Here is a 21,813-nt window from a genome sequence, read left to right on the forward strand (position 1 = left end):
GAATCTCCAAGACTGCACGTCGCAGGCCCGGGCACGATGGGCCCATGAACGTGAACCTCGACCTGATCCCCGGCTTCCTCGCGACCCACGCCCGGCTGCTCGACCGCAGACGGTACGCGTCGCTCATGGGCGGCGGCGGCGAGGCGGGCGTGCTGGCCGCCCTGGAGGGCTACCGCAACGCGGACGGCGGCTACGGGTGGGGTCTGGAGCCCGACCTGCGCTCGCCGGAGAGCCAGCCGGGCGCCGCGCTGCACGCCTTCGAGGTGTTCGAGGAGGTCGCGCCGCGCACCTCCCCGGCGGCCGCGGCGCTGTGCGACTACCTGGAGTCGGTGACGCTGCCGGACGGCGGGCTGCCGTTCGCGCTGCCGCTGACCGTGGCCGACGGCACCGCGCCCTGGTGGGCGGGCGCCGATCCGGCCACGTCGTCCCTGCAGACCACGGCCGTGTCGGCGGCGGCCGCGCACCGGGTGGCCGCCCACGACCCGGCCGTGGCCGCCCATCCGTGGCTGGCTACGGCCACCCGCTACTGCCTGGACGCGATCCAAGGGCTGGAGGAGCGGCCGCACGCGTACGTGCTGTCGTTCGCCGTCGGCTTCCTCGACGCCGTGCACGACACCGAGCCCCGCGCGGCCGGCCTGCTGAAGCGGCTGGCCGGGCACATCCCGGCGGACGGCCGGGTGCCCGTCGAGGGCGGCACGGCGGACGAGGCGCTGCGCCCGCTCGACTTCGCGCCCTTCCCGGGGCGGCCGGTCCGCGACCTGTTCGCGCCCGAGGTGATCGCCGCCGACCTCGTACGGCTGGCGGAGGGCCAGCAGGACGACGGCGGCTGGACGGTGGACTTCGCCAGGATCTCGCCCGCCGGGTCGCTGGAGTGGCGGGGCGCGGTCACCGTGCGGGCGGTGCTGATCCTGCGGGCCAACGGCCTGCTGTGAGGAGTTACGCCAGCCGGCGGGCCGACTCCGACTCCTGGGCCATGCGGCGCAGCGCGTCGAACGCCTTGCCGTACAGCACCGAGCCCAGCACCAGGGCCTCCACGGCGGCGTCGCGCGGCCCGTCGAAGGGGATGGTGTCCATCTCGACCTCGGCGACCAGCCTGCGCGCCGCCTCGACGTAGGGCCGCAGGTCGACGCGGAGGCCGAGCTGGCGCATCCGCACCAGCGTCTGGGCCAGCTCGTCGCGGGTGGGGGCGTCCGGGTGGATGCGCCAGCCGAGGTCGTCGATGAGGGCGTCCACGTGGGCGCGGGCGGCGTGCCACTCCTCTCCCGGCTCCGGTTCGACGGTGGGGCCGAGGGCGTAGTGGGCGGTGCCGAGCATCTCGTGGATGGGCAGTGACTCGTCGTCCACGGCCTCGATGATCGTCTTGATCGAGGCCACCGGCAGCTTGCCCACCTCCAGCAGCGCCCGGATGAGGCGGAGCCTGCGCAGGTGCGAGTCGTCGTACTCGGCGCGGGTCGCCGCCGTCTGCTCGCCCTGGTGCAGCAGCCCCTCGCGCAGGTAGTACTTGATCGTGGGGATGGCGACGCCGGAGCGGGAGCTGAGTTCGGAGATGCGCATCGTTGGATAATAGCGCTATCCAGTGCGGGCGACGTGGCGGGCCGCGCTGACCAGCTCGGGGACGTCCGCCTGCCGGTTCCACAGGAAGACCACCTCCAGCGGCGGCACGTCCTCCTTGACCGGCAGGAAGGTCAGGGCGTCCGGCACCGGCGTCCCCTCGTGCACGCAGAGCGTATAGCCCGCGCCGCGCTCGATCATCGTGATCGCCAGGTCGTGGGTCGCGGCCGACGGGCCGAGCCGCGGATGCAGGCGGTGCCGGACGAAGCCCTCCAGGAACCGGCGCGCGCCCGCCACCGCGTCCGACTCCGGCATCACCAGCGGCTCGGCGGCGAGGTCCGCCAGCGACACCGCCTCCGCCCCGGCGAGCGGGTGGTCGCGGTGCATCAGCGCGCGCACGGGGAAGCGGTGGATCAGCATCCGGGCCACGCCGCGCGGCGTCGAGCCGGGGGCGTACCCGAGGCCGGCCTGGAGGGTGCCGTCCACGATGGAGACGATCTGCTCGGCGGTGCTCATGGGGGCCACCCGCAGCCGCAGGCCGTGGAGCTGCGCCAGCACGCGGGCGACCACGTCGGCCAGGCCGTCGGCCACGCCCAGGCGGGCGTCCCCGCCGCTGCTCCTGGCCGCCGCCACGGCCCGCTCGAAGGCGTCGACCGCGACCGTGGCCTGGGCGAGGAACGCCTCGCCCGCCTCGGTGAGCTGCACGCCGCTGGAGGAGCGGCTGAACAGCTCGACCCCGATCTCCTTTTCCAGCGCCCTGAGCTGCTCCGACAGCGTGGGCTGGGCGATGTGCAGCGCGGCGGCGGCGCGGCGCAGGCTCCCGGCCCGTGCGATCGCCATGGCGTAGCGGACGTAGCGTAGATCCATCGCTCACCTCAAGGTGATGGTGATGGGCTGTCGGAAGATCGCACCTCCGTATTACAAGACGGGACAGCTCCCGTGAAGACGCTCAGTCACCACGGGAGCGTGGCCTCGCCGGGGACGGGGCCGTACGTGCTGGTGACGGGCGCCGCCGGCGGCGCCGGGCCTTCGCGGCGGGCGGGCTCCGGGCGGGCCAGGGGCGGGGTTGCGGCCGGCCGATACATACTTGCCTAGCAAGCGCTTGGCCGGATAGCGTGGGCGGGTGGGAACGCAGGCGTTCGCCGGGCGGGCGGCCGTGGCCGGGATCGGGATGACGGCGCTGACCCGGCGCTCCGGGCGCGCCGAGCTGGAGCTCGCCGCCGAGGCGTGCCGCGCCGCCTGCGCCGACGCCGGGCTGCGGCCCGGCGACGTGGACGCGATGCTCAGCTACCACCTCGGCGACTCCGCGCCCGTCGTCCAGGTCGCCCGCGCCCTCGGCGTCGAACGGCTCGGCTGGCACAACGACATCGCCGGCGGCGGCACGCAGGCCGCCTCGATCCTCGGCGACGCGGCCATGCTCATCCACGCGGGGCTGGCGCGGCACGTCCTGATCTACCGCGCGCTCAACGGCCGGTCCGGCCGGCGCATGAACACCGTCCCGACCGGCCCCCAGGAACGGCTCACCTACGGGCTCGCCGGGCCGATCCCGCTGTTCGCCCTGGCCGCCACCCGCTACCTGCACGAGACCGGCCTGACCGAGGAGCACCTGCACGCCGTGGTCGCCCAGTCCAGGGAGAACGCCAGGGACAACCCCCGGGCGCTGCGCCGGGAGCCGCTGGACCTCGCCGGGTACCTCGCCCGCCCCTACGTCGCCACGCCGCTGCGCACCGTGGACTGCTGCCAGGAGACCGACGGGGCCTGCGCGCTGCTGGTCAGCGGCGAGCTGGACGGGCCGCGGGTGCGCGCCGTGGTGCGCGGGGGCGGGCCGGGCTGCTCGTCGATGGACCGGGCGGCCGACGTCAGCGCGATCTTCTCGGCGTACGTGGCCCCCATGCTCTGGGACGCCTCCGGCATGCGGCCCGCGGACGTGGACGTCATGCTGCCCTACGACGCCTACTCGTGGCTGGTGCCCAGGCAGCTGGAGGACTTCGGGCTGGCGGCCCGGGAGGAGCTGGGGGAGTACCTGCTGGAGCGCCGCCACGCCTGGCTGAACCCGCACGGCGGCCTGCTGTCGGAGGGGTACGTGCACGGGCTCAACAACGTGGCCCAGGCGGTCCGCGAGCTGCGTACCGGGCGGCACGAGGTGGCCCTGGTGACCGGCTTCGGCGGCAGCTACGGCAGCGCGGCCCTCCTCACCGCGTGAGACGCACGCCCCGGCGGCGGCGGGGGGCGGTCAGGGGCCGAGCCCGGTGAAGACGCCGTGCAGCGCCTTCGCCTCGTCCTCCGCCAGCAGGGGACGGGCCGCCAGCCAGGCGGCCGCGCCCGCCGCGTCGCGGGCCGTGCTGACCGGCACCCCGGGCAGCCGCGCGGTCACGGCCGCGCGCACCGGCCCTTCGCTGGTCAGCACGCTGCCGGCGAGCACCACCGGGCCGGAGACGTGCACCCGGCGCAGTGTCGCGGCCAGCCGGTCGGCGGCGTCCTCGACGATCGTGACGGCCATCGGGTCGCCCGCCGCGGCGGCCCGGCTGACCAGCGCCGCGAGGGTCGCCAGCCGCATGGGGGCGGCCTGCGCCAGCCGGACGACGCGCGAGGCGACGGCGCGCGGCGTGTCCGGCCGCTCCGCGCCGAGGAAGTCCCGCCCCACCAGGGGCACGAGCCGGTCCGCCGGGTCGTCCAGCGCCGTGACCGGCAGCCCGCGGTCGAAGGCGTCCACCACGGCCATCGCCGCCGCGCGCCCGATCCAGAACCCGGACCCGGCGTCGGCCAGCAGCCAGCCGAGCGCGTCGGCGACCGCGTCGAGCCGGAAGCCGGTGATCCTGGCCGCCGCCGCGCCGGTGCCGGACAGCAGCAGCGCCCCGTCGGGCTCGGCCGAGCCGGCGACGTAGCCGATGAGCAGGTCGCCCTCGCACCGCGGCCCCTCGGCCACGCCGTGATCGGCCCAGACCTTCGCGAGCTCCCGCGTCAGCTCGGGCACGTGCCCGGCGACCCCGGCGAGGGAGGCCACGACCTGGCCGCCGTCGTGCCCGGCGAGCGCGGCCGACAGCGCCTCCCGCACCGCGGCCACCGCCTTGTCCAGCCCGTGGGCGGTGGGGTTGCCCGCTCCGGCCCGCGCGTAGCCCACCCGCGTGCCGTCGAGCGTGTGCACGGCGATCCGGGTGGAGGTGGCTCCGGCGTCGACGCCGATCACCAGCGCTCCGCCCACTCCCGATTTCGTCACGGTCCGAGTCTGGGGGTTGACTACGCCCGTTAGCAAGAATAATTTTCGCCGCAAGACCGGGTATTCGGAAGGAATATTCGTGACTTCAGGTGCCCTCGCACGTGTCGAGACAGAGCTGCCCGGTTTGCCGGAGGCGTTGCGCCGGGTCGGCGAGGTGATACTCGGCGACCCCGCCGAGGCCGCGCGATCGACGATCATCGCGCTGGCCGAGCGGGCCGGCAGCTCGCCCGCGACCGTGACCAGGTTCTGCCGGGCCTTCGGCTTCTCCGGCTACGCCGAGCTGCGCGTCGCGCTGGCCACCGAGACCGGCCGCGCCGCCCAGGCGGGCTGGGGCGCGGGCGTGGGCCACGAGATCGGGCCCGACGACCCGCTCGACACCGCCATCGAGGTCATGGCCGCCGCCGACACCCGCCTCATCCAGGACACCGCCGCCCAGCTCGACCTGGACACCGTGGCCAGGGTCGCCGACGCCGTCGTGGCGGCGCCCCGGGTGCTCCTCGTCGGCGTCTCCACCAGCGGCGACGTCGCGCGGATGCTGGAGGGGCGGCTGCGCAGGATCGGCGTCCCCGGCTGGAGCGCGGGCGACGCGCACGTGGCCCTCGCGGAGGCGGCGCTGCTCAAGGAGGGCGACGTGGCCGTCGGCATCAGCCACCGGGGCCGCACCCGCGAGGTCATGGAAGCGCTGGCCGAGGCGGGCAGCCACGGCGCGCTGACGGTCGCCGTCACCTCCTTCCCGCGCAGCCCGCTGGCCGAGCTGGCCGACCTGGTGCTGACCACCGCCAGCAGGGAGACGACGTTCCGGCTGGGCGGGCTGGCCGCCGTCCACTCGCAGGTCTTCGTGCTGGACGCCGTGTACGTGGCCGTCGCCCAGCGCACCTACGAGCGCACGAACGAGGCGTTCGAGCGCACCATCAGCGCCGTGGAGAGCCACCGGGTGGAAAGAGGCTGAATGTCGTACGTCAACGAGGTCCTGGAGCTGGCCCGCAGGGTCGCGGAGAGCCAGGCGCAGCCCGTCCAGCGCGCGGCCGCGCTGCTGGTGGCCGCGCTGCGGGCCGGCGGGGTGGTCCAGGCCTTCGGCTCCGGCCACTCCGAGGCCATCGCCATGGAGATCGCCGGACGGGCGGGCGGGCTCGTCCCGAGCAACCGCCTCTCGCCCCGCGACCTGGTCCTGCACGGGGGCCGCCCGCCGGGCGTGCTCACCCCCGAGCTGGAACGCGATCCCGCCATCGCGCACGAGATCTACGCGCTCGCGCCGGTCGAGCCGCAGGACGTGTTCGTGCTGATCTCCAGCTCCGGCGTCAACGGCGCGGTCGTCGAGCTCGCCCGGCTCGTCAAGGACCGCGGCCACCCCCTCATCGCCCTCACCTCGGTCGCGCACAGCACCGCGATGACCTCGCGCCACCCGTCCGGGGCCAAGGTCATGGACCTGGCCGACGTCGTCCTGGACAACGGGGCGCCGTACGGGGACGCCATCCTCGACCTGCCCGGCGGCGGCAGCTACGGCGCGGTGTCCACGATCACCTCGGCGCTGCTGGCGCAGATGGTGGTCACCGAGGCGGTGGACGAGCTCGTCGCCCTGGGGGAGACGCCCCCCGTCTACCTGTCCGCGAACGTGACGGGCGGTGACGAGCACAACAAGGCCCTGGAGAGCCGCTACCAGGGCCGCATCAGACGCGGAGCGTGACGATCCGCGAATCGCAGAAAGTCAGGAGTAGTCGTTATGCCCACCCCCCATATCAGCAGGCGTGAACTCCTCCGCGGCGCGGCCCTCGTGCCCGTCGCCGGCGCGCTCGCCGCTTGCGCCACCCCCGCCGCCAAGCCCTCGGCGTCCGGCTCGGCCGCGCCGGTCGCGACCAGCGCCGCCAACCCGTTCGGCGTGGACGGCAAGAAGCCGCTGGAGGTGTGGATCTTCGACGGCGGCTTCGGCCAGGACTACGCCAAGAACATCCACCAGCCGCTGTTCGCCGCCAAGTACCCCGACGCGCCGATCAAGCACAACGCGACCAAGGAGATCACCAAGGTCCTCCAGCCGCGCTTCGCCGGCGGCAACCCGCCCGACGTGATCGACAACTCCGGCGCCAACGCCATGGACTTCGGCGCCCTCGCCCAGGACTCCCAGCTCCAGGACCTCACCCCGCTGCTCGACGCCCCGAGCTGGGACGACCCCAACGTCAAGGTCCGCGACACCATCGACCAGGCCGTCATCGACCTCGGCACCTACGACGGCACCTTCAGCGTGCTCGGCTACGTCAACTACATCTTCGGCATCTGGTACTCCCAGAAGGCGTTCCGCGACAACGGCTGGGAGGCGCCGAAGACCTGGGACGAGTTCCTCAAGCTCTGCGAGACCATCAAGAAGTCCGGCAAGATGGCGCCCTTCACCTACGCCGGCAAGTTCCCCCAATACCTGTACGAGCCGCTGCTCACCATGGCCGCCAAGATCGGCGGCAACGAGGTCCTGGTCAACATCGACAACCTGGAGGACGGCGCCTGGACCAGCGAGGCCATGAAGACCTCGGCCACCGCCTGGGCCGAGATCGGCGCGAAATACCTCATGGAGGGCACCCCGGGCCTCGACCACGTCCAGACCCAGACCGCCCAGAACAAGTACAAGGTCGCCATGCTGCCCTCCGGCTCCTGGCTGGAGAACGAGCAGAAGACCACCACCCCGGCCGACTTCGAGTACGGGATGTTCCCCATCCCCGACATCACCGGCTCCGACGCGATGCCGTACGGCACCCTGCACAGCCAGCCGAGCGAGAACTTCATCGTCCCGTCCAAGTCCCCCAACCCGCAGGGCGGCATGGAGTACCTGCGGGCCATGCTGTCGAAGAAGGCGGCCGGCGACTTCAGCGAGCTGGTCAGGACCGTCTCGGTGGTCAAGGGCGCGGGCGATGGCCGCCAGCTCTCCCCGGGCGCGGCCAGCGCCACCAAGGCGTTCGCCGACGCCGGCCAGAACGTCGTCTACTACCGCTGGCAGACCTGGTACGCCCAGCTCAAGGACGAGGCCATCGCCGCCACCGGCGAGCTGATGACCGGCGGGCTCAAGCCGGAGGCCTACCTGGAGCGCCTGCAGAAGAAGGCCGACGACCTCAAGAAGGACTCCTCGATCAAGAAGTACAAGCGCTGATGCTGTTCAACAGATATCGCCGTGGGCTGTTCATCACCTCGTTCCTGGCAGCCCCGGTGATTCTCTACCTGGTCTACGTGATCTCGCCGTACGCCCAGGCGTTCTACATCGCGACGACCGACTGGCGGGGCGTGACGGCCACGCCCGCCTTCATCGGCCTGGACAACTTCGTCCGGCTCTTCGGCGACGACATCTTCTGGAAGGCCGTCACGCACAACGCGGCCCTGCTGGTGCTGCTGCCGCTGATCACGATCGTCATCGCGTTGTTCTTCGCCTTCCTGCTCAACGTGGGCGGCGCCCAGGGCCTGACCGGCATCCGCGGGTCGAAGTTCTACCGCGTGGTGTTCTTCTTCCCGCAGGTGCTCGCCGTCGCCGTGGTGGCGGTGCTGTTCCAGCAGGTGTTCCGGCCGGACGGCAGCGGCATGCTCAACGGCCCGCTCATGGCGCTCGGCGTCAGGCCGATCGGGTTCCTGTCGGACCCCGACGTGGCGTTCTGGTCGGTGCTCGGCGTCATGGTGTGGCAGGCCGTCGGCTTCTACGTCGTGCTGTTCTCGGCGGGCCTGGCGAGCATCCCCCGGGACATGTTCGAGGCGGCGCAGATCGACGGCGCCGGCCGGCTCAGCCTCTTCTTCCGCATCACGCTCCCGCTGCTCTGGGACACCGTCCAGGTCGCCTGGGTCTACCTCGGCATCCTCGCCCTGGACGTGTTCGCGATCGTGTGGGTGATGACCGACCAGCACGGCGGCCCCGACTGGTCGACCACGGTCATGGCCGCCGAGATCTACCGCAACGCCTTCCAGTACTTCCGCTTCGGCTACGCCTCCGCCCTCGGCGTGATGATGTTCTTCTTCATCGTCGGGTTCGCCGTCCTGTCGCTGCGCCTGTCCCGGCGCGAACGAATCGAGTACTAGAGATGAGCACGACGACGACGTCATGGACGGTGGCGAACTCGCGCAGGCTCGCCCGCCGGGAGCGCAGGAGGCGGCTCGGTCCGCTGGGCGTGCTCACGCACGTGGCGCTGCTGGTCTGGACGCTGCTGGTGATCGTGCCGATGGTGTGGACGTTCCTGGCGTCGGTCAAGAGCGAGGACGAGATCTTCGGCGACGCCTGGTCGCTGCCTGCCGCCCTGCGCTGGGACAACTTCGCGCGGGCCTGGGAGCAGGCGCACATCGGGCAGTACATGCTGAACAGTGTGGTCGTGGTGGCGTTCAGCACGTTCGGCACGATGCTCGTCGGGTCGATGGCGGCGTACGTGCTGGCCCGCTACCCCTTCCGCGGCAACCGGGCGATCTACCTGCTGTTCGTCTCGGGCCTGGCCTTCCCCGTCTACCTGGCGCTGACGCCGCTGTTCTTCGTCGTCCAGAACATGGGCAACGTGCCGGTCGTCGGGCCGTTCATCGGGCTCAACACGCACGCCGGGCTCGTGCTGGTGTACATCGCGTACTCGATGCCGTTCACCGTCTTCTTCCTGTCGGCCTTCTTCCGTACGCTGCCGACGGCGGTGGGGGAGGCGGCCATGGTGGACGGGGCCTCGCACACGCGGGTGTTCTTCCAGATCATGCTGCCGATGGCGCGGCCGGGCATCGTCAGCATCACGATCTTCAACGTGCTGGGCCAGTGGAACCAGTACCAGCTCCCGCTGGTGCTGCTCCAGGAGCGGGACAAATGGGTGCTCACGCAGGGCATCGCCGACATCTCGACCGCCGCCGGCTACGACCAGGACTGGTCGGCCCTGTTCGCCGCCCTGACCCTGGCCATCCTGCCGATGCTGGTCGTCTACACGGTCTTCCAGCGCCAGATCCAGGCCGGCCTGACCGCGGGTGCGGTGAAATAGGCCGGGCGCGCGGTCGGCCCGCGCGCCCGGCCGCCCCCGCGGCTGTCCCCTGGCCCGGCTCAGGCCGGGGACAGCCCGGCGCGCAGGCGGCGGGCGGCCGTTACCACGTTGGTGAGCGCCGCCTCCACCTGCTCGTACGTCCGCGTCTTCAGCCCGCAGTCCGGGTTGACCCACACCCGGCCGGCCGGCAGCGCCCGCAACGTCCTGCGCAGCAGCTCCTCGACCTCCTCCGCCGGCGGCACCCGGGGCGAGTGGATGTCGTAGACGCCCGGCCCGAGCCCGCGCCCGAACCCCTCCACCGCCCCCAGGATGCGCGCCCCCGACCGGGCCGACTCGATGGTGGTCACGTCGGCGTCCAGCCCGTCGATCGCGGCCAGGATCTGGTCGGCGTCCGAGTAGCACAGGTGCGTGTGGATCTGCGTGCTGTCCCCGGCCCCCGATGTGGCCCTCCGGTACGCCGCCACCGCCCACTCCAGGTACTCCTCCTGCGCCGCCCGCCGCAGCGGCAGCAGCTCGCGCAGCGCCGGCTCGTCCACCTGGATGATCGGCAGCCCGGCCGCCTCCAGGTCGGCCACCTCCTCCCTGACGGCCTCCGCGACCTGGAACACCACGTCCCGCAGCGGCAGGTCGTCGCGGCGGAACGACCAGGCCACGATCGTCACCGGCCCGGTCAGCATGCCCTTGACCGGCTTGTCCGTCAGCGACCGCGCGTGCTCCGCCCACCGGACGGTGATCGGCGCGGGCCGGCGCACGTCGCCGTGCAGGATCGGCGGCCGGGTGCAGCGCGAGCCGTAGGACTGGACCCAGCCGTTCCTGGTGACGGCGAAGCCGTCGAGGCGCTCGGCGAAGTACTGCACCATGTCGTTGCGCTCGGGCTCGCCGTGCACGAGGACGTCCAGGCCGAGCCGTTCCTGCAGCCGGATCACCCGCTCGATCTCGGCGGCGACGCGCCGCTCGTAGGCGTCCTCGGTGAGGGTGCCCGCCGCGACGGCGGCGCGGGCCGCGCGCAGCTCCCCGGTCTGCGGGAACGAGCCGATCGTCGTCACCGGCAGCGGCGGCAGCCCGAGGCGCGCGGCCTGCGCCGCCGCCCGCACCGGGTAAGGGGACCGGCCCCCGTCGGGCGGCGGCACGGGCAGCGCCACGGACGGCCCGCTCTCTCGCGGCCCGGACGCGGGCAGGTCGTCCAGCGCTCCCGCCAGGGCGACGACCTCGGCCACCTTCTGGTCGGCGAACGCGAGGCGGGCCCGCAGCGCCGGATCCAGCTCCGGCTCGTCCGCCAGGTCGTGGGGGACGTGCAGCAGCGAGCACGACGTGCTCACCACGACCCGCTCCGCCCCGGTCGCGGACAGGGCCGCCAGCGTCGCGAGCGCCCGCTCCGGCGGGGTCCGCCACACGTCCCGCCCGGACACCACGCCCGCGACCACGGTCTTCCCCGCCAGGTCCACGGCGGGGACGCCGCCCCGTACCAGGTCCAGGCCGATCGCCTCCACCGGCGTGGCCGCCAGCGCGGGCAGCGCCGCGCCCGGCTCGCCGAAGTACGACGCCACGAACAGCCGGGGCCGCGCCCGCACCGCGCCCAGCCGCTCGTAGGCGGCGCGCACGGCGGCCAGCTCCTCCGGCGTCCGGTCGGCCGCGAGCGCGGGCTCGTCGAGCTGCGCCCAGGCCACGCCCTCGGCGGCCAGCTCGCCGAGCAGCTGCTCGTAGAGGGGAAGCACGTCGTCCAGCCGGTCGAGCGCCCCGGCGAGCAGCAGGAACGTCACCGGGCCCACGAACACCGGCCGGGTCTCGTAACCGAGGGCGCGCGCCTCCCGGATCTCGCCGAGCGGCTTGGCGGCGTCCAGCTTGAACGCCGTGTCCGGGCCGAGCTCGGGGACGAGGCAGTGGTAGTTCGTGTCGAACCACTTCGTCATGCGCAGCGGCGCGAGCCCGTCGGTGCCCCTCGCCATCGCGAAGTAGGGGTCGGCGGCCTCCCTGTAGCGCTCCGGCACCGCGCCCAGCAGCACCGCCGTGTCGAGCACGTGGTCGTACAGGGAGAAGGTGTTGGACGGCAGCCCCTCCAGCCCCAGCCCGGCCAGCCTGCGCCAGGTCCGCGCGCGCAGCTCCGCCCCGGCCCGCTCCAGCTCGGCCCGCGTGCTCCGCCCGTCCCAGTACGACTCCAGCGCCCGCTTCAGCTCCCTGCGCGGACCGATCCGCGGATATCCCAGCACGGTGGACGTCGGAAACGGCGACATCTTGCCCTCGGCTTCCTCTTCGGCGAACGAGTGAACGACTGATCGCCGTGATCGTGCCGACCCGAGGTCCGGTCGTGCACGATGGATCGATGCTGCTTATGCTCAGGGAGATCCACTGCTTCACCCGGGTCGCCGCCCGGCTCAGCTTCTCGGCCGCCGCCGCCGACCTGGGCATGTCGCAGCCGGCGATGAGCCAGGCCATCACCCGCCTGGAGCGCGCCGCCGGGGTCCGCCTCTTCGAGCGCTCGGCCCGCGAGGTACGCCTCACCGCGGCGGGCAAGGCCCTGCTGCCCTACGCCGAGCAGGCGCTGGAGTCGGCCGCCGCGTTCACCGCCGAGGCCGCCAGGCTCGCCCGCCCGACCATTCACCTGGCTTATCCACCGCTCGTCGGCACGCTCGCCGCCCGCGTCGTCCGCCGCCTGGCCGGGCGCGGCCCGTCGATGGGGCCGTCGATCGGGGTGGAACTGCGGGCCGCCGGCCGTGCCGAGGCCGCGCGGGCGCTGGCCGCGGGCGAGGTCTCCGCGGCCATCCTCGCCACGCCGGCGCCGGCCGCGTTCGTCACGGCGGCGCGCTTCCACGTGACCGTCGACCACGTGGCCGTGCCCGCCGGGCACCGCCTGGCCGCCCGCCCCCGGCTGGTCCCGGACGACCTGGCGGGCCAGACCCTGCTCACCCCCTCCGCCCGCCCGTGGGCCGGGCTGCCCGGCCACGCGCGGCTGGTGCCCGACGACGACTTCGCCGCCGGCCTCGACCTGGTGGCCGCCGGCGCGGGCGTGCTGCCGATCCCGCAGCTCCTGGTCCGCGCCGTGCGCAGGGACGACGTGCGCTTCGTGCCGCTGGAGGCGGGGGAGCTGCGGATCACGTACGCGCTGGCGTGGTCGAGGGAACGGGTGACGCCCGAGCTCATGGCCCTGGTGCAGGCCGTCCAGGACGCCCTGTGGACCAGGTAGGGGCGCCTAGAGGACGGTGATGCCGCGGGCGGCGAGGATGGCGTTGGCCTGGGCCTGGTTGATCACCGCGCCCGCGAAGGCGCGCAGCTTGGCGTCGTCGGGCTGCCCGAGGTCGGCGCCCCGCAGGTCGGCCTTGGCGAACGTGGTGCCGAGCAGCCGGGTGCCGATGAAGCGGCAGTCGCTGAAGGTGGCGCCGGTGAAGTCGCAGCCCGACAGGTCGGCGTCGTCGAAGCGCACGCCCTCGACCAGCTCGCCGCGCAGCGAGCAGCCGCCGAGGTTGGCGAGCGTGAGGTTTGAGCGGGCCAGCCGGAAGCCGGTGCCGCGCGAGGCGGTCAGCGAGGCGCCGATCATGCGGCAGCCGGTGAAGGAGGCGTCGGTGAGCAGCGCCCCGGCGAACTGGGCCGACGACAGGTCGACGTCGGTGAAGGCGGCGTCGATGAGGTCGGCGTCGGTGAAGCGGACGCGCATCCCGCCCCCGCCGGTGAACACCGCCCCGTCGAGATCGGCCCGGCGGAAGTCGGTCTGGTCGAGCACGCACGAGTCGAAGACGGCCCCGCCCAGCGAGGCGCCCCACAGGTCGGTCTCGGTGAGGTCGCAGCCTCGGAAGACATGCGGCTCGCCGGAGGGCAGCCGCTCGCTCAGCGCCTTGCGGGAGAGGTCCTCGCCGTCGAACTCCACGGCTCAGAGCCTACCGGTCAGCACCTCCGCCGCCGCCTGCCCGCAGACCCGGGCCGAGCCGTACGTGGCGACGTGCGCCGCGCCGAGGTCGGCCCGCGCGGGCAGGCCCATCTCCACCACGACCGCGTCGGGGCGGGCGCTCAGCAGGTGCCGCAGTGCCTCGCCCTGCCAGGCGTAGCGGTGGGCGTCGCGCACGGCGATCACCAGCGGGCGGCCGGTCGCCGCGCCGAGCAGGCGCTCCAGCGCCGCGCCCGTCGCCTCGGCGGCGGTCAGCCGGGCGACGGTGGTGCCGGGCAGCAGGCGCGACAGCGGCTCGCCGACGCCCCACGGGGTGCCCTTGTCGATGGCGAGGTTCATCTCGGGCGCCAGCTCCACGACGGACGCCGGTCCGGACAGCGGCAGCACCGGGGCGGTGGAGCGGCGGGTCACCCGCACGGCCCGCCGGGCCGCCACCAGCCCCAGCTCACTCCCCGGCCCCGGCCCTCCGCCCGGCCCCGGCCCTCCGTCCGGCCCCGGCACGCCGTCCGGGGAGCCGGTCCGGGAGCCGGTCCCGGATGTCAGGGTGCCGCCCGAGGAGGTGGCGGCCCAGGTCGCCAGCTCGCGGACCCGGCGTGCGGCGTCGGCCAGCCGCTCCTCGGGCAGCAGTCCGCCGGCCACGGCGGCGGCGACGGCGTCGCGGATCTCCACGGCCGTCGCCTCGTCGGCCCGCTCTCCGCCGACGCAGATCGCGTCCGCCCCGGCGGCGATGGCGCGGGCGGCGGCGCCCCCGATCCCGTACGCCCCTGACACGGCCGCCATCTCGATGCCGTCGGTCACGATCACGCCGTCGAAGCCCAGCTCCTCGCGGAGCAGCCCGGTGAGCAGCTTGGGGCTGAGCGTGGCGGGCAGCTCGGCGTCGTACGACGGCACGAGCAGGTGCCCCGTCATGACGGTCCTGACGCCCTCCTTGATCGCCTCCCGGAACGGCAGCAGCGCGTCCTCGACGCCGTCGCCCGCGACCACGGGCACGCCGTGGTGCGAGTCGACCGAGGTGTCGCCGTGCCCGGGGAAGTGCTTGGCGCAGGCCGCCACGCCCGCCGCCTGCAGCCCCCGGACGAACGCCCGCGTGTGCCGCGCGACCAGCTCAGGGTCCGCGCCGAACGCCCGCAGCCCGATGACCGGGTTGTCCGGGTTGGCGTTGACGTCGGCGGACGGCGCGAAGTCGACGGTGATCCCGGCCCTCGCGAGGTCCGCGCCGAGGTCGCGGGCGACGGCCTCGGTCAGGGCCTCGTCGTCCACGACGCCGAGCGCGTACGCGCCGGGCCTGCTGCTGCCGCGCGCGACCTCCAGGCGGGTGACCTCGCCGGACTCCTCGTCGGTGCCGACCAGCACCAGGGGGTTCTCGGCGCGCAGCCCGGCGGTGAGCCGGGCGAGCTGTTCGGGGTCGGCGATGTTGCGTGAGAACAGCGCGACGCCGGCCAGCCCCTCGCCGAGCCTGCGGCGGAGCCAGTCGGGTGGCGTCCGCCCGGTGAAGCCCGGGAAGAGGACGGCGTCGGCGAGGCGCAGCAGGTCACCGCTCTGTGGCATGCCCTCGAATCTAATAGGAAAGTTTCTTATTTGCTAGAGGCATCTTCTGACGTCAGGCGTTCGATGACGGTGACGTTCGCCTGGCCGCCGCCCTCGCACATGGTCTGCAGGCCGTACCTGCCGCCGGTCCGCTCCAGCTCGTGCAGCAGCTTGACGGCCAGCACCGCGCCGGTCGCGCCGAGCGGGTGGCCGAGGGCGATCGCGCCGCCGTTCGGGTTGACCCGGGCCGGGTCCGCCCCGGTCTCCTTGATCCAGGCCAGGACGACCGGGGCGAACGCCTCGTTCACCTCGATCGCGTCGAAGTCGTCGATCGACATGCCGGTCCTGCCGAGCGCGTGCGCGGTGGCCGGGATCGGCGCGGTCAGCATGGTGATCGGGTCGTCGCCGCGGGCCGAGAGATGGTGGACGCGGGCGCGCGGGGTCAGGCCGTGGTCGCGTACCGCGCGGGGGGAGGCGACGAGCAGGGCGGCGGCCGCGTCCGAGATCTGCGAGGCGAGCGCGGCGGTCAGCCGGCCGCCCGGGACGAGGGGCTTCAGTGCGGCCATCCGCTCCGGCGTGGTGTCGCGGCGCGGGCCCTCGTCGTCGGCCACGCCGTCGCAGGGGGCGATCTCCCGCCGGAAATATCCGGCGTCGATGGCGTGCAGGGCCCGGCGGTGCGACTCGCAGGCGTAGCGCTCCATGTCCTCGCGCGACAGGTCCCACCGCTCGGCGATCCGCTCCGCGCCGGTGAACTGGGAGACCTCCTGGGTTCCGTACCTGGCGGCCCAGCCCTTGGAGCCGGTGAACGGGTCCGCGTGCCCGAGCGCCTGCCCGGCGAGCATGGCCGAGGAGATCGGGATCATGCTCATGTTCTGCACGCCGCCCGCCACGACCAGGTCGCTCGTGCCCGACAGCACGGCCTGGGCGGCGAAGTGCAGCGCCTGCTGGGCCGAGCCGCACTGGCGGTCCACCGTGACCCCGGGCACCTCCTCGGGCAGTCCGGCGGCCAGCCAGCAGGTACGGGCCACGTCCCCCGCCTGCGGGCCGACGGTGTCCACGCAGCCGAAGATGACGTCCTCGACGGCCGAGGGATCGGCGTCCACGCCGCTCATCAGCTCCTTGAGCACGTGGGCGCCGAGGTCGGCGGGATGGGTGCGGGCCAGGCCGCCGTTCCTGCGCCCGACGGGGCTGCGGACGGCGCCGACGATGTACGCCTCTCTCATCCCGGCATCCTAACAAGCGCTTGGTAAAGCGCGGAATGCCGGATGAGCTGGGCTCGTACTGTGAACAAGCGATTGTGCGAGGGCTCATAATGGTGACGTGACCACGCGAAAGAACTCCGGCAGCACCACCACACCGGCGAAGCGCCAGCGGGCCGCATCAGGCTCGGCCTCCGAGCGCCGCGACCACCTCGTCAAGCTCGCCGCGGAGCTCTTCGCGCGCAAGGGCTTCCAGGCCACGACCGTACGCGAGATCGCCGACGAGGCGGGCATCCTCTCCGGAAGTCTCTACCACCACTTCGACTCCAAGGAGACGATCGTCGACGAGGTGCTCTCCACCTTCCTCGACGACCTCATCGCCCGCTACCGCGCCGCCGTCGACACCAGCGCCGACCCGCGCACGGTGCTGTCGGACATGGTCCGCATCGGCTTCGGCACCCTGGAGCCCCACAGGGCCGCCATCACCGTCATGCAGAACGACTGGAACTACCTGCGCCAGTTCGAGCGCTTCAACTACCTCGTCAAGGCCGAGGACGAGGTCGAGCAGATCTGGGTCACCCAGATCAAGGCCGGCCAGGCCGCCGGGCAGTTCCGCGCCGACGTCGACCCCAAGCTCACCTACCGGATGATCCGCGACACCATCTGGGTCGCGGTGCGCTGGTTCCGCCCGGGAGGCAGGCTCAACACCAACGGCCTGGCCGAGCACTACATCACGGTGTTGTTCGACGGTCTCGCCACCGGCGAGCGGACGACGCAGCCCCAAGGATGAGCCTGGGCAAAGCGGTCCGGCTGGCCCTCCAGGAGGCGGCCGAGCCGGACAAGGCGGAGACCATGCGGGCCTACATGAAGTCCCGCATGCCGTTCCTCGGCGTCCAGGCGGTGCCGCGGCGGGCCACGCTGCGCCGCGTCTTCGCCGAGCACCGCATCGACAGCGCCCCCGAGTGGCGGCGCGCGGTCCTCACGCTGTGGCGCGAGGCGGAATACCGCGAGGAGCGCTACGCCGCCGTCGACCTGTCCGGCCACCACTACTACCGGCGCTTCCAGACCCTCTACACCATCCCCATGTACGAGGAGATGATCGTCACCGGCGCCTGGTGGGACCTCGTGGACGAGCTGGCGACCCACCGCGTCGGCGGCCTGCTCGCCGCCTACCCCGACTCGATGCGCCCCCTCATGCTGGAGTGGGCGCACGACGCCGACCTGTGGAAGCGCCGCACCGCCATCCTCTGCCAGAACCGCTTCAAGTCCCGCACCGACACCGCGCTCCTGTACGCCTGCATCGAGCCCAGCCTGTCGGACAACGACTTCTTCGCCCGCAAGGCGATCGGCTGGGCGTTACGCGAATACGCCAAGACCAACCCGGCCGAGGTCGTCCGCTACGTCCGCGCCAAGGGCCTGTCGGGCCTGAGCCGCCGCGAGGCGCTCAAGAACGTCCCAGCCGCCCTAGCGCCTCCGCCGCCTCGGCCATGACCCGCTCCACGAGCTCCTGACACGTCGGCAGGTCGTCGATCACCCCCACGACCTGCCCCGACGCCATCACCCCGAGGTCCGCCCTGCCCTCGACCATGGCCGCGCGCAGCAACATCGGGGTGTTGGCCGCCTGCAGCACCTGCGCCCAGCTCAGCTCCCTGGCCCGGCGCGTTCGCCGGCCCTCGCGCAGCACCGCCGCCCACGACAGGCCCGACAGCCGCCGGAAACGGGCCGCGTTCAGCACCGCGCGGGCCAGGCGCAGGCGTTCGAGCCCGGCCACGAACGGCGTGGCGAGCACCCGGTGCGGCACCCCGTCCACCTTGGTGGTCACCACGGTCTCGCGGGCGGCCAGATAGACCTTCTTCACCTCGTCGGGCACGGGCGAGTCCGCGGTGAGCAGGAAGCGGGTGCCCATGGCGACGCCGCAGGCCCCGTACGCCAGGGCCGCCACCAGGCCGCGCCCGTCGAAGAAGCCCCCGGCCGCGATCACCGGGATGTCCACCGCGTCCACCACCTGGGGCAGCAGCAGGGTGGTGGCGAGCGGTCCTGTGTGGCCGCCGCCCTCGCCGCCCTGCACGATCACGGCGTCCACGCCCCACGCGGCCACCTTCTCGGCGTGCCGGCGCGCGCCCACCGACGGGATCGTGACCACGCCCGCGTCCTTGAGCCGGGCGATCAGGTCCCGCCGGGGCGCCTGCGCGAAGGAGGCCACCCGCACGCCCTCGCGCACCAGCACCTCCACCCGCTCGGCCGCGTCGTCGGCGTCGGAGCGCAGGTTGACGCCGAACGGCTGGTCCGTGCGCTCCTTGACGCGGCGGATGGCCGCGGTCATCTCCTCGACCGACAGGGTGGCCGCGCCGATCACGCCGAGCGCGCCGGCCCGGGAGGCGGCCGCCGCGAGCCGGGCGCCCGCGACGTACCCCATGCCGGTCTGCACGATCGGATGCCGGCAGCCCACCAGGGAGGTCAGCGCGGTCCTCACGCCGGGACCTCGCGCTCGCGGGCCCGTCCGGGGTCGAGCCGGTCGAGGATGTCCAGCTCCGCGGCGGTCGGCTCCCTCGTCACCGGCACCTCGGCGGGCACCGTGAGCTCGAAGCCGGTCGCCGCCACCACGTCGGCCACGCTCACCCCCGGATGCACCGACGCCAGCCGCATCGACCCGTCCGGGGTGGCGAAGTCGAGCACGGCCAGGTTCGTCACCACGCGGCGCAGGTCGTACGCGCCCCGGTCGGTGCCGATCCCGCTCACCATGTCCACCCGCGGCACGAACACGCGCGGCGTGTGCCGGGGGATCCAGTAGCTCGTCGGGTCGCACCGGGTGTTGCCCGGCGCGCCGCGCACGCCCAGGAGCTGCGCCTTCGGCCGGGCCCAGTCGCCCACGCAGGAGATGTTGGTGTTGCCGTGCCGGTCGATCTGGCTCGCGCCGAGCATGACGTGCCTGCGGCCGTTCAGCACCAGCCACAGGTGGTCGCGGAACGGCAGCCACCCCTCCACGACCTCCGGAGGCCGCCCCAGCGCGGGCACGTCGCCGGTGAGCAGGCAGACGCCGTCGTGGGTGAGCAGGCCGGGCTCGAACGTCAGCCGCGCCAGCCGCGCCGCCAGCACCGTGACCGCCCCGCCGATCCCGGCCGCCAGGATCTCGCCGTCGCCGCGGAACGCCTCGGCGCAGGCCAGCACGCACACGTCAGCCCTGCTCGTCATCACGCCCCGTCTCCACGTAACGCCGCTGACGCTCCTCGTCGCGCCCGTAGTCCGGCTCGCACGCGGTGAAGCCGGCGCCGCCGGGCGCCTCCACCACGCCGGTCACCATGGACCTGCTGATCAGCAGCGACTGTGCAGGCCCCTCCTTCAGCAGGTCGGCGGTGTCGACCAGGCGCTCGCAGGAGACGTAGCAGCGGGCCGCCGCCTTGGCGTAGAGGTCGTCGAAGTACGGGTCGGGGCCGAGATACTGGGCGTTGCCCCGGGGGTCGGCCCTGTTGAGGTGCACCAGCGCCACGTCCATGGCGAGCGCGGGCACCGCGACCAGCTCCTCCCCGTCCCCGTACGGCGAGCGCACCGTCCGCAGCTCCGGGTTGACCCGCAGCACGTCCGAGCCGAGACCCGCCCGCGTCGGCAGGAACGGCAGCCGGTGCGCCGCCGCCAGCAGGCCGAACATGAACATGCCCTCGTCGTACTCGGTGAACTCGATCTCCCCGGCCTGCCGGGCGCGGCGGAAGTGCGGCTCCAGGGGGATCGAGTCGAGCGTGACGAACGGCGCCACCACCCGGCGCACCTTCCCGGCCGCGCACAGCATGCCGACGTCCGGCCCGCCGTACGAGACGACGGTGAGGTCACGGACGGGCGAGCGCAGGACGGCCGCCACCAGGGCCATCGGCTTGCGCCGCGACCCCCAGCCGCCGATGCCGACGGTCATGCCGCTCTCCAGGCCGGCCGCGACCTGCTCGGCGGTCATCACCTTCGTCCGGGGCACGTTCATGGGGGTCACCGGAACCGCTCCCTGTGCCGATCGCCCGCGCCCATCAGGTTGAGCTCGAAGGTGAAGCCCTGCTCGAAGCGGTAGCTGCGCCGGACGTCCACCGGGTCGATGCCGTTGAGCGACTCCTTGGCGCGGCGGACGACGTACGGGTCCTTGGCCGCGATCTGCCCCGCCACCTCCAGCGCCGCCTCGCGCAGCTTGTCGCGCGGCGCGACCTCCAGCACCGAGCCGAACGCGCGCAGCTCGGCCGCCGTGACGTTCCTGCACGTGTAGACCATGGCCCGCATGAGGTGCTGCGGCACCAGCCGGGCGAGGTGGGTGGCCGCGCCGAGCGCGCCCCGGTCCACCTCGGGCAGCCCGAAGTAGGCGTCCTCGGCGGCCACCACGATGTCGGCGTTGCCGGCCAGGCCGACGCCGCCGCCCAGGCAGTGTCCCTGCACGGCGGCGATCACGGGGACCGCGCACTCGTAGACGGCGGCGAAGGCGGCGTAGCAGGCCCGGTTGACGGCGACCAGCGCCTCGTGGCCGGGTGCGTCCCGCAGTTCCTTGATGTCCACTCCGGCGTTGAAGCCGCGCCCCTCGGCGCGCAGCACGACCACGCGGGTCGCGGGGTCGTCCCCGGCCGCCCGCAGGGTCGTGGCCAGCTCGTCCCAGGCCCGTACGGTCAGCGCGTTCACCGGGGGGACGTCCATGACGACCTCGGCGACCGGCCCGGCCCGCAGCGTGATCCCCATCCCGCCGCCCCACCTCCTGGTTGCACCTAACGCTTGCTTGGTACGGTAGCACCCGTGACCGTCACTTACGACTACACGGGCAGGTCCGTCCTGGTGACCGGCGGCACCAAGGGCATCGGGCTCGGCGTCGCACGGGCCTTCGCGCGGGCGGGCGCCGACGTCACCGTGTGCGCCCGGCATCCGCCCGAGCGGGCCGAGTTCCGGTTCGTCCCGGCCGACGTGCGGGTGCCGGAGGACGTCGAGCGGCTGATGGCCGGGTTCGGGCGGCTCGACGTGGTGGTCAACAACGCGGGCGGGTCGCCGTACGCGCCGCTGGCCGGCACCTCGCCGCGCCTGCACGCCCGGGTCATCGAGCTCAACCTGACGGCTCCGCTCCTGGTCGCGCAGTACGCCCGGCCCCTGCTGGCCGCCGCGCGCGGGGCGGTGGTGATGATCGGGAGCGTGAGCGGCGTCCGTCCCTCGCCCGGCACCTCCGCCTACGGCGCCGCCAAGGCCGGGCTGCACCACCTCGCCCGCTGCCTCGCCGCCGAGTGGGCGCCCGAGGTGCGGGTCAACACGGTCGTGGTGGGCCTGGCCGCGACCGAGACCGCCGCCACCGGCCACTACGGCGACCAGGGCCTCGGGGCGGCGATCCCGGCCGGCCGCCTCGCCACCCCGGCCGACGTGGCGCAGGCGTGCCTGTGGCTCGCCGCCCCCGGCTACGTGACGGGCGCGGAGGTACGGGTGGACGGCGGCGGCGAGACCCCCCTCTGGCGCCACCTCGCGGAGAACGGCTGA

The 21,813-nt window shown here is 73.7% G+C and carries 22 protein-coding genes; 11 read left to right on the forward strand and 11 right to left on the reverse strand.

Features of this window, described 5'->3' with window-relative positions; genetic code table 11:
* Nucleotides 1-44: 44 nt before the first annotated feature.
* The gene (locus Nocox_RS09700; protein WP_020544323.1) at nt 45-932 is read left to right on the forward strand and encodes a hypothetical protein; all 888 of its coding nucleotides are present in this window, start codon (nt 45-47) and stop codon (nt 930-932) included.
* A 4-nt stretch (nt 933-936) separates the two neighbouring features.
* Here Nocox_RS09700 and Nocox_RS09705 read toward each other — a convergent pair whose 3' ends face one another.
* Nucleotides 937-1,554 carry a MerR family transcriptional regulator gene (locus tag Nocox_RS09705; protein ID WP_020544324.1) on the reverse strand — a complete coding sequence of 206 codons (618 nt, stop codon included), beginning with the start codon at nt 1,552-1,554 and terminating at the stop codon, nt 937-939.
* A 15-nt stretch (nt 1,555-1,569) separates the two neighbouring features.
* Nucleotides 1,570-2,418, reverse strand: coding sequence for a LysR family transcriptional regulator (locus Nocox_RS09710; protein ID WP_020544325.1), 849 nt, complete (start codon nt 2,416-2,418; stop codon nt 1,570-1,572).
* Nucleotides 2,419-2,674: 256 nt separating this feature from the next.
* Between Nocox_RS09710 and Nocox_RS09715 the strand changes: the two genes are divergently transcribed.
* The gene (locus Nocox_RS09715) at nt 2,675-3,754 is read left to right on the forward strand and encodes a thiolase C-terminal domain-containing protein (RefSeq protein WP_020544326.1); all 1,080 of its coding nucleotides are present in this window, start codon (nt 2,675-2,677) and stop codon (nt 3,752-3,754) included.
* A 30-nt stretch (nt 3,755-3,784) separates the two neighbouring features.
* Here the strand turns inward: Nocox_RS09715 and Nocox_RS09720 are convergent, their stop codons facing one another.
* Nucleotides 3,785-4,768 carry an N-acetylglucosamine kinase gene (locus tag Nocox_RS09720; protein ID WP_157383157.1) on the reverse strand — a complete coding sequence of 328 codons (984 nt, stop codon included), beginning with the start codon at nt 4,766-4,768 and terminating at the stop codon, nt 3,785-3,787.
* Nucleotides 4,769-4,847: 79 nt separating this feature from the next.
* Between Nocox_RS09720 and Nocox_RS09725 the strand changes: the two genes are divergently transcribed.
* Genes Nocox_RS09725 through Nocox_RS09745 form a run of 5 tightly spaced genes read left to right on the forward strand, consistent with a single transcriptional unit; the run spans nt 4,848 to nt 9,732 of the window.
* Nucleotides 4,848-5,717: a MurR/RpiR family transcriptional regulator gene (locus tag Nocox_RS09725; RefSeq protein WP_246649759.1), complete on the forward strand. Its 870-nt coding sequence runs from the start codon at nt 4,848-4,850 to the stop codon at nt 5,715-5,717.
* Nucleotides 5,718-6,452, forward strand: a complete 735-nt coding sequence (locus Nocox_RS09730; protein ID WP_020544329.1) for a sugar isomerase domain-containing protein — start codon at nt 5,718-5,720, stop codon at nt 6,450-6,452.
* Between the two features lie 36 nt (nt 6,453-6,488).
* Nucleotides 6,489-7,898, forward strand: coding sequence for an N-acetylglucosamine/diacetylchitobiose ABC transporter substrate-binding protein (gene ngcE / locus Nocox_RS09735; protein WP_020544330.1), 1,410 nt, complete (start codon nt 6,489-6,491; stop codon nt 7,896-7,898).
* Nucleotides 7,898-8,809 (forward strand): carbohydrate ABC transporter permease, encoded by a 912-nt coding sequence (locus Nocox_RS09740; protein ID WP_020544331.1) that lies wholly within the window; start codon nt 7,898-7,900, stop codon nt 8,807-8,809. Before ngcE ends, Nocox_RS09740 begins: the two co-directional genes overlap by 1 nt.
* A 2-nt stretch (nt 8,810-8,811) precedes the next feature.
* Nucleotides 8,812-9,732, forward strand: a complete 921-nt coding sequence (locus Nocox_RS09745; protein WP_051112610.1) for a carbohydrate ABC transporter permease — start codon at nt 8,812-8,814, stop codon at nt 9,730-9,732.
* A 59-nt stretch (nt 9,733-9,791) separates the two neighbouring features.
* Here the strand turns inward: Nocox_RS09745 and metE are convergent, their stop codons facing one another.
* Nucleotides 9,792-11,963 carry a 5-methyltetrahydropteroyltriglutamate--homocysteine S-methyltransferase gene (gene metE, locus Nocox_RS09750; RefSeq protein ID WP_020544333.1) on the reverse strand — a complete coding sequence of 724 codons (2,172 nt, stop codon included), beginning with the start codon at nt 11,961-11,963 and terminating at the stop codon, nt 9,792-9,794.
* A gap of 89 nt (nt 11,964-12,052) precedes the next feature.
* Between metE and Nocox_RS09755 the strand changes: the two genes are divergently transcribed.
* Nucleotides 12,053-12,913, forward strand: a complete 861-nt coding sequence (locus Nocox_RS09755) for a LysR family transcriptional regulator (protein ID WP_084685732.1) — start codon at nt 12,053-12,055, stop codon at nt 12,911-12,913.
* A 6-nt stretch (nt 12,914-12,919) separates the two neighbouring features.
* Here Nocox_RS09755 and Nocox_RS09760 read toward each other — a convergent pair whose 3' ends face one another.
* Genes Nocox_RS09760 through Nocox_RS09770 form a run of 3 tightly spaced genes read right to left on the reverse strand, consistent with a single transcriptional unit; the run spans nt 12,920 to nt 16,359 of the window.
* Entirely contained in the window at nt 12,920-13,591 is a 672-nt protein-coding gene (locus Nocox_RS09760) for a pentapeptide repeat-containing protein (protein WP_020544335.1), read from the reverse strand.
* A gap of 3 nt (nt 13,592-13,594) precedes the next feature.
* A complete protein-coding gene (locus Nocox_RS09765; protein ID WP_020544336.1) occupies nt 13,595-15,157 on the reverse strand; it encodes a glycoside hydrolase family 3 N-terminal domain-containing protein in 1,563 nt (520 codons plus the stop codon).
* Nucleotides 15,158-15,183: 26 nt separating this feature from the next.
* A complete protein-coding gene (locus tag Nocox_RS09770) occupies nt 15,184-16,359 on the reverse strand; it encodes an acetyl-CoA C-acetyltransferase (RefSeq protein WP_020544337.1) in 1,176 nt (391 codons plus the stop codon).
* 97 nt (nt 16,360-16,456) lie between these two features.
* Here Nocox_RS09770 and Nocox_RS09775 point away from each other — a divergent pair, with 97 nt between their 5' ends.
* Nucleotides 16,457-17,125 (forward strand): TetR/AcrR family transcriptional regulator, encoded by a 669-nt coding sequence (locus Nocox_RS09775; RefSeq protein ID WP_020544338.1) that lies wholly within the window; start codon nt 16,457-16,459, stop codon nt 17,123-17,125.
* Nucleotides 17,122-17,826 carry a DNA alkylation repair protein gene (locus Nocox_RS09780; RefSeq protein WP_020544339.1) on the forward strand — a complete coding sequence of 235 codons (705 nt, stop codon included), beginning with the start codon at nt 17,122-17,124 and terminating at the stop codon, nt 17,824-17,826. The genes Nocox_RS09775 and Nocox_RS09780 overlap by 4 nt, the downstream gene beginning before the upstream one ends.
* On the opposite strand, the gene Nocox_RS09785 is transcribed toward Nocox_RS09780, so the two are convergent.
* The 4 genes from Nocox_RS09785 to Nocox_RS09800 are packed head-to-tail and all read right to left on the reverse strand — an operon-like array spanning nt 17,780 to nt 21,036.
* A complete protein-coding gene (locus tag Nocox_RS09785; protein WP_020544340.1) occupies nt 17,780-18,808 on the reverse strand; it encodes an NAD(P)H-dependent flavin oxidoreductase in 1,029 nt (342 codons plus the stop codon). The genes Nocox_RS09780 and Nocox_RS09785 overlap by 47 nt on opposite strands.
* Entirely contained in the window at nt 18,805-19,527 is a 723-nt protein-coding gene (locus tag Nocox_RS09790) for a CoA-transferase subunit beta (RefSeq protein WP_020544341.1), read from the reverse strand. The genes Nocox_RS09785 and Nocox_RS09790 overlap by 4 nt, the downstream gene beginning before the upstream one ends.
* On the reverse strand, nt 19,511-20,302 hold the full coding sequence (locus tag Nocox_RS09795; RefSeq protein ID WP_020544342.1) for a CoA transferase subunit A: 792 nt from the start codon (nt 20,300-20,302) through the stop codon (nt 19,511-19,513). Before Nocox_RS09795 ends, Nocox_RS09790 begins: the two co-directional genes overlap by 17 nt.
* Nucleotides 20,303-20,307: 5 nt before the next feature.
* Nucleotides 20,308-21,036: an enoyl-CoA hydratase family protein gene (locus tag Nocox_RS09800; protein ID WP_020544343.1), complete on the reverse strand. Its 729-nt coding sequence runs from the start codon at nt 21,034-21,036 to the stop codon at nt 20,308-20,310.
* A gap of 54 nt (nt 21,037-21,090) precedes the next feature.
* Between Nocox_RS09800 and Nocox_RS09805 the strand changes: the two genes are divergently transcribed.
* Nucleotides 21,091-21,813, forward strand: coding sequence for an SDR family oxidoreductase (locus Nocox_RS09805; protein WP_020544344.1), 723 nt, complete (start codon nt 21,091-21,093; stop codon nt 21,811-21,813).

Source organism: Nonomuraea coxensis DSM 45129 (assembly GCF_019397265.1).
Taxonomy (GTDB): domain Bacteria; phylum Actinomycetota; class Actinomycetes; order Streptosporangiales; family Streptosporangiaceae; genus Nonomuraea; species Nonomuraea coxensis.

Bases quoted from the DNA above. Each gene is read 5' to 3' on its own strand.
- Nocox_RS09795 (WP_020544342.1), bottom strand. From the start codon at position 20,302: ATGAACGTGCCCCGGACGAAGGTGATGACCGCCGAGCAGGTCGCGGCC.
- Nocox_RS09770 (WP_020544337.1), bottom strand. From the start codon at position 16,359: ATGAGAGAGGCGTACATCGTCGGCGCCGTCCGCAGCCCCGTCGGGCGC.
- Nocox_RS09710 (WP_020544325.1), bottom strand. From the start codon at position 2,418: ATGGATCTACGCTACGTCCGCTACGCCATGGCGATCGCACGGGCCGGG.
- Nocox_RS09705 (WP_020544324.1), bottom strand. From the start codon at position 1,554: ATGCGCATCTCCGAACTCAGCTCCCGCTCCGGCGTCGCCATCCCCACG.
- Nocox_RS09765 (WP_020544336.1), bottom strand. From the start codon at position 15,157: ATGCCACAGAGCGGTGACCTGCTGCGCCTCGCCGACGCCGTCCTCTTC.
- Nocox_RS09700 (WP_020544323.1), top strand. From the start codon at position 45: ATGAACGTGAACCTCGACCTGATCCCCGGCTTCCTCGCGACCCACGCC.
- Nocox_RS09800 (WP_020544343.1), bottom strand. From the start codon at position 21,036: ATGGGGATCACGCTGCGGGCCGGGCCGGTCGCCGAGGTCGTCATGGAC.
- metE (WP_020544333.1), bottom strand. From the start codon at position 11,963: ATGTCGCCGTTTCCGACGTCCACCGTGCTGGGATATCCGCGGATCGGT.
- Nocox_RS09790 (WP_020544341.1), bottom strand. From the start codon at position 19,527: ATGACGAGCAGGGCTGACGTGTGCGTGCTGGCCTGCGCCGAGGCGTTC.
- Nocox_RS09780 (WP_020544339.1), top strand. From the start codon at position 17,122: ATGAGCCTGGGCAAAGCGGTCCGGCTGGCCCTCCAGGAGGCGGCCGAG.
- ngcE (WP_020544330.1), top strand. From the start codon at position 6,489: ATGCCCACCCCCCATATCAGCAGGCGTGAACTCCTCCGCGGCGCGGCC.
- Nocox_RS09730 (WP_020544329.1), top strand. From the start codon at position 5,718: ATGTCGTACGTCAACGAGGTCCTGGAGCTGGCCCGCAGGGTCGCGGAG.
- Nocox_RS09755 (WP_084685732.1), top strand. From the start codon at position 12,053: ATGCTGCTTATGCTCAGGGAGATCCACTGCTTCACCCGGGTCGCCGCC.
- Nocox_RS09745 (WP_051112610.1), top strand. From the start codon at position 8,812: ATGAGCACGACGACGACGTCATGGACGGTGGCGAACTCGCGCAGGCTC.
- Nocox_RS09740 (WP_020544331.1), top strand. From the start codon at position 7,898: ATGCTGTTCAACAGATATCGCCGTGGGCTGTTCATCACCTCGTTCCTG.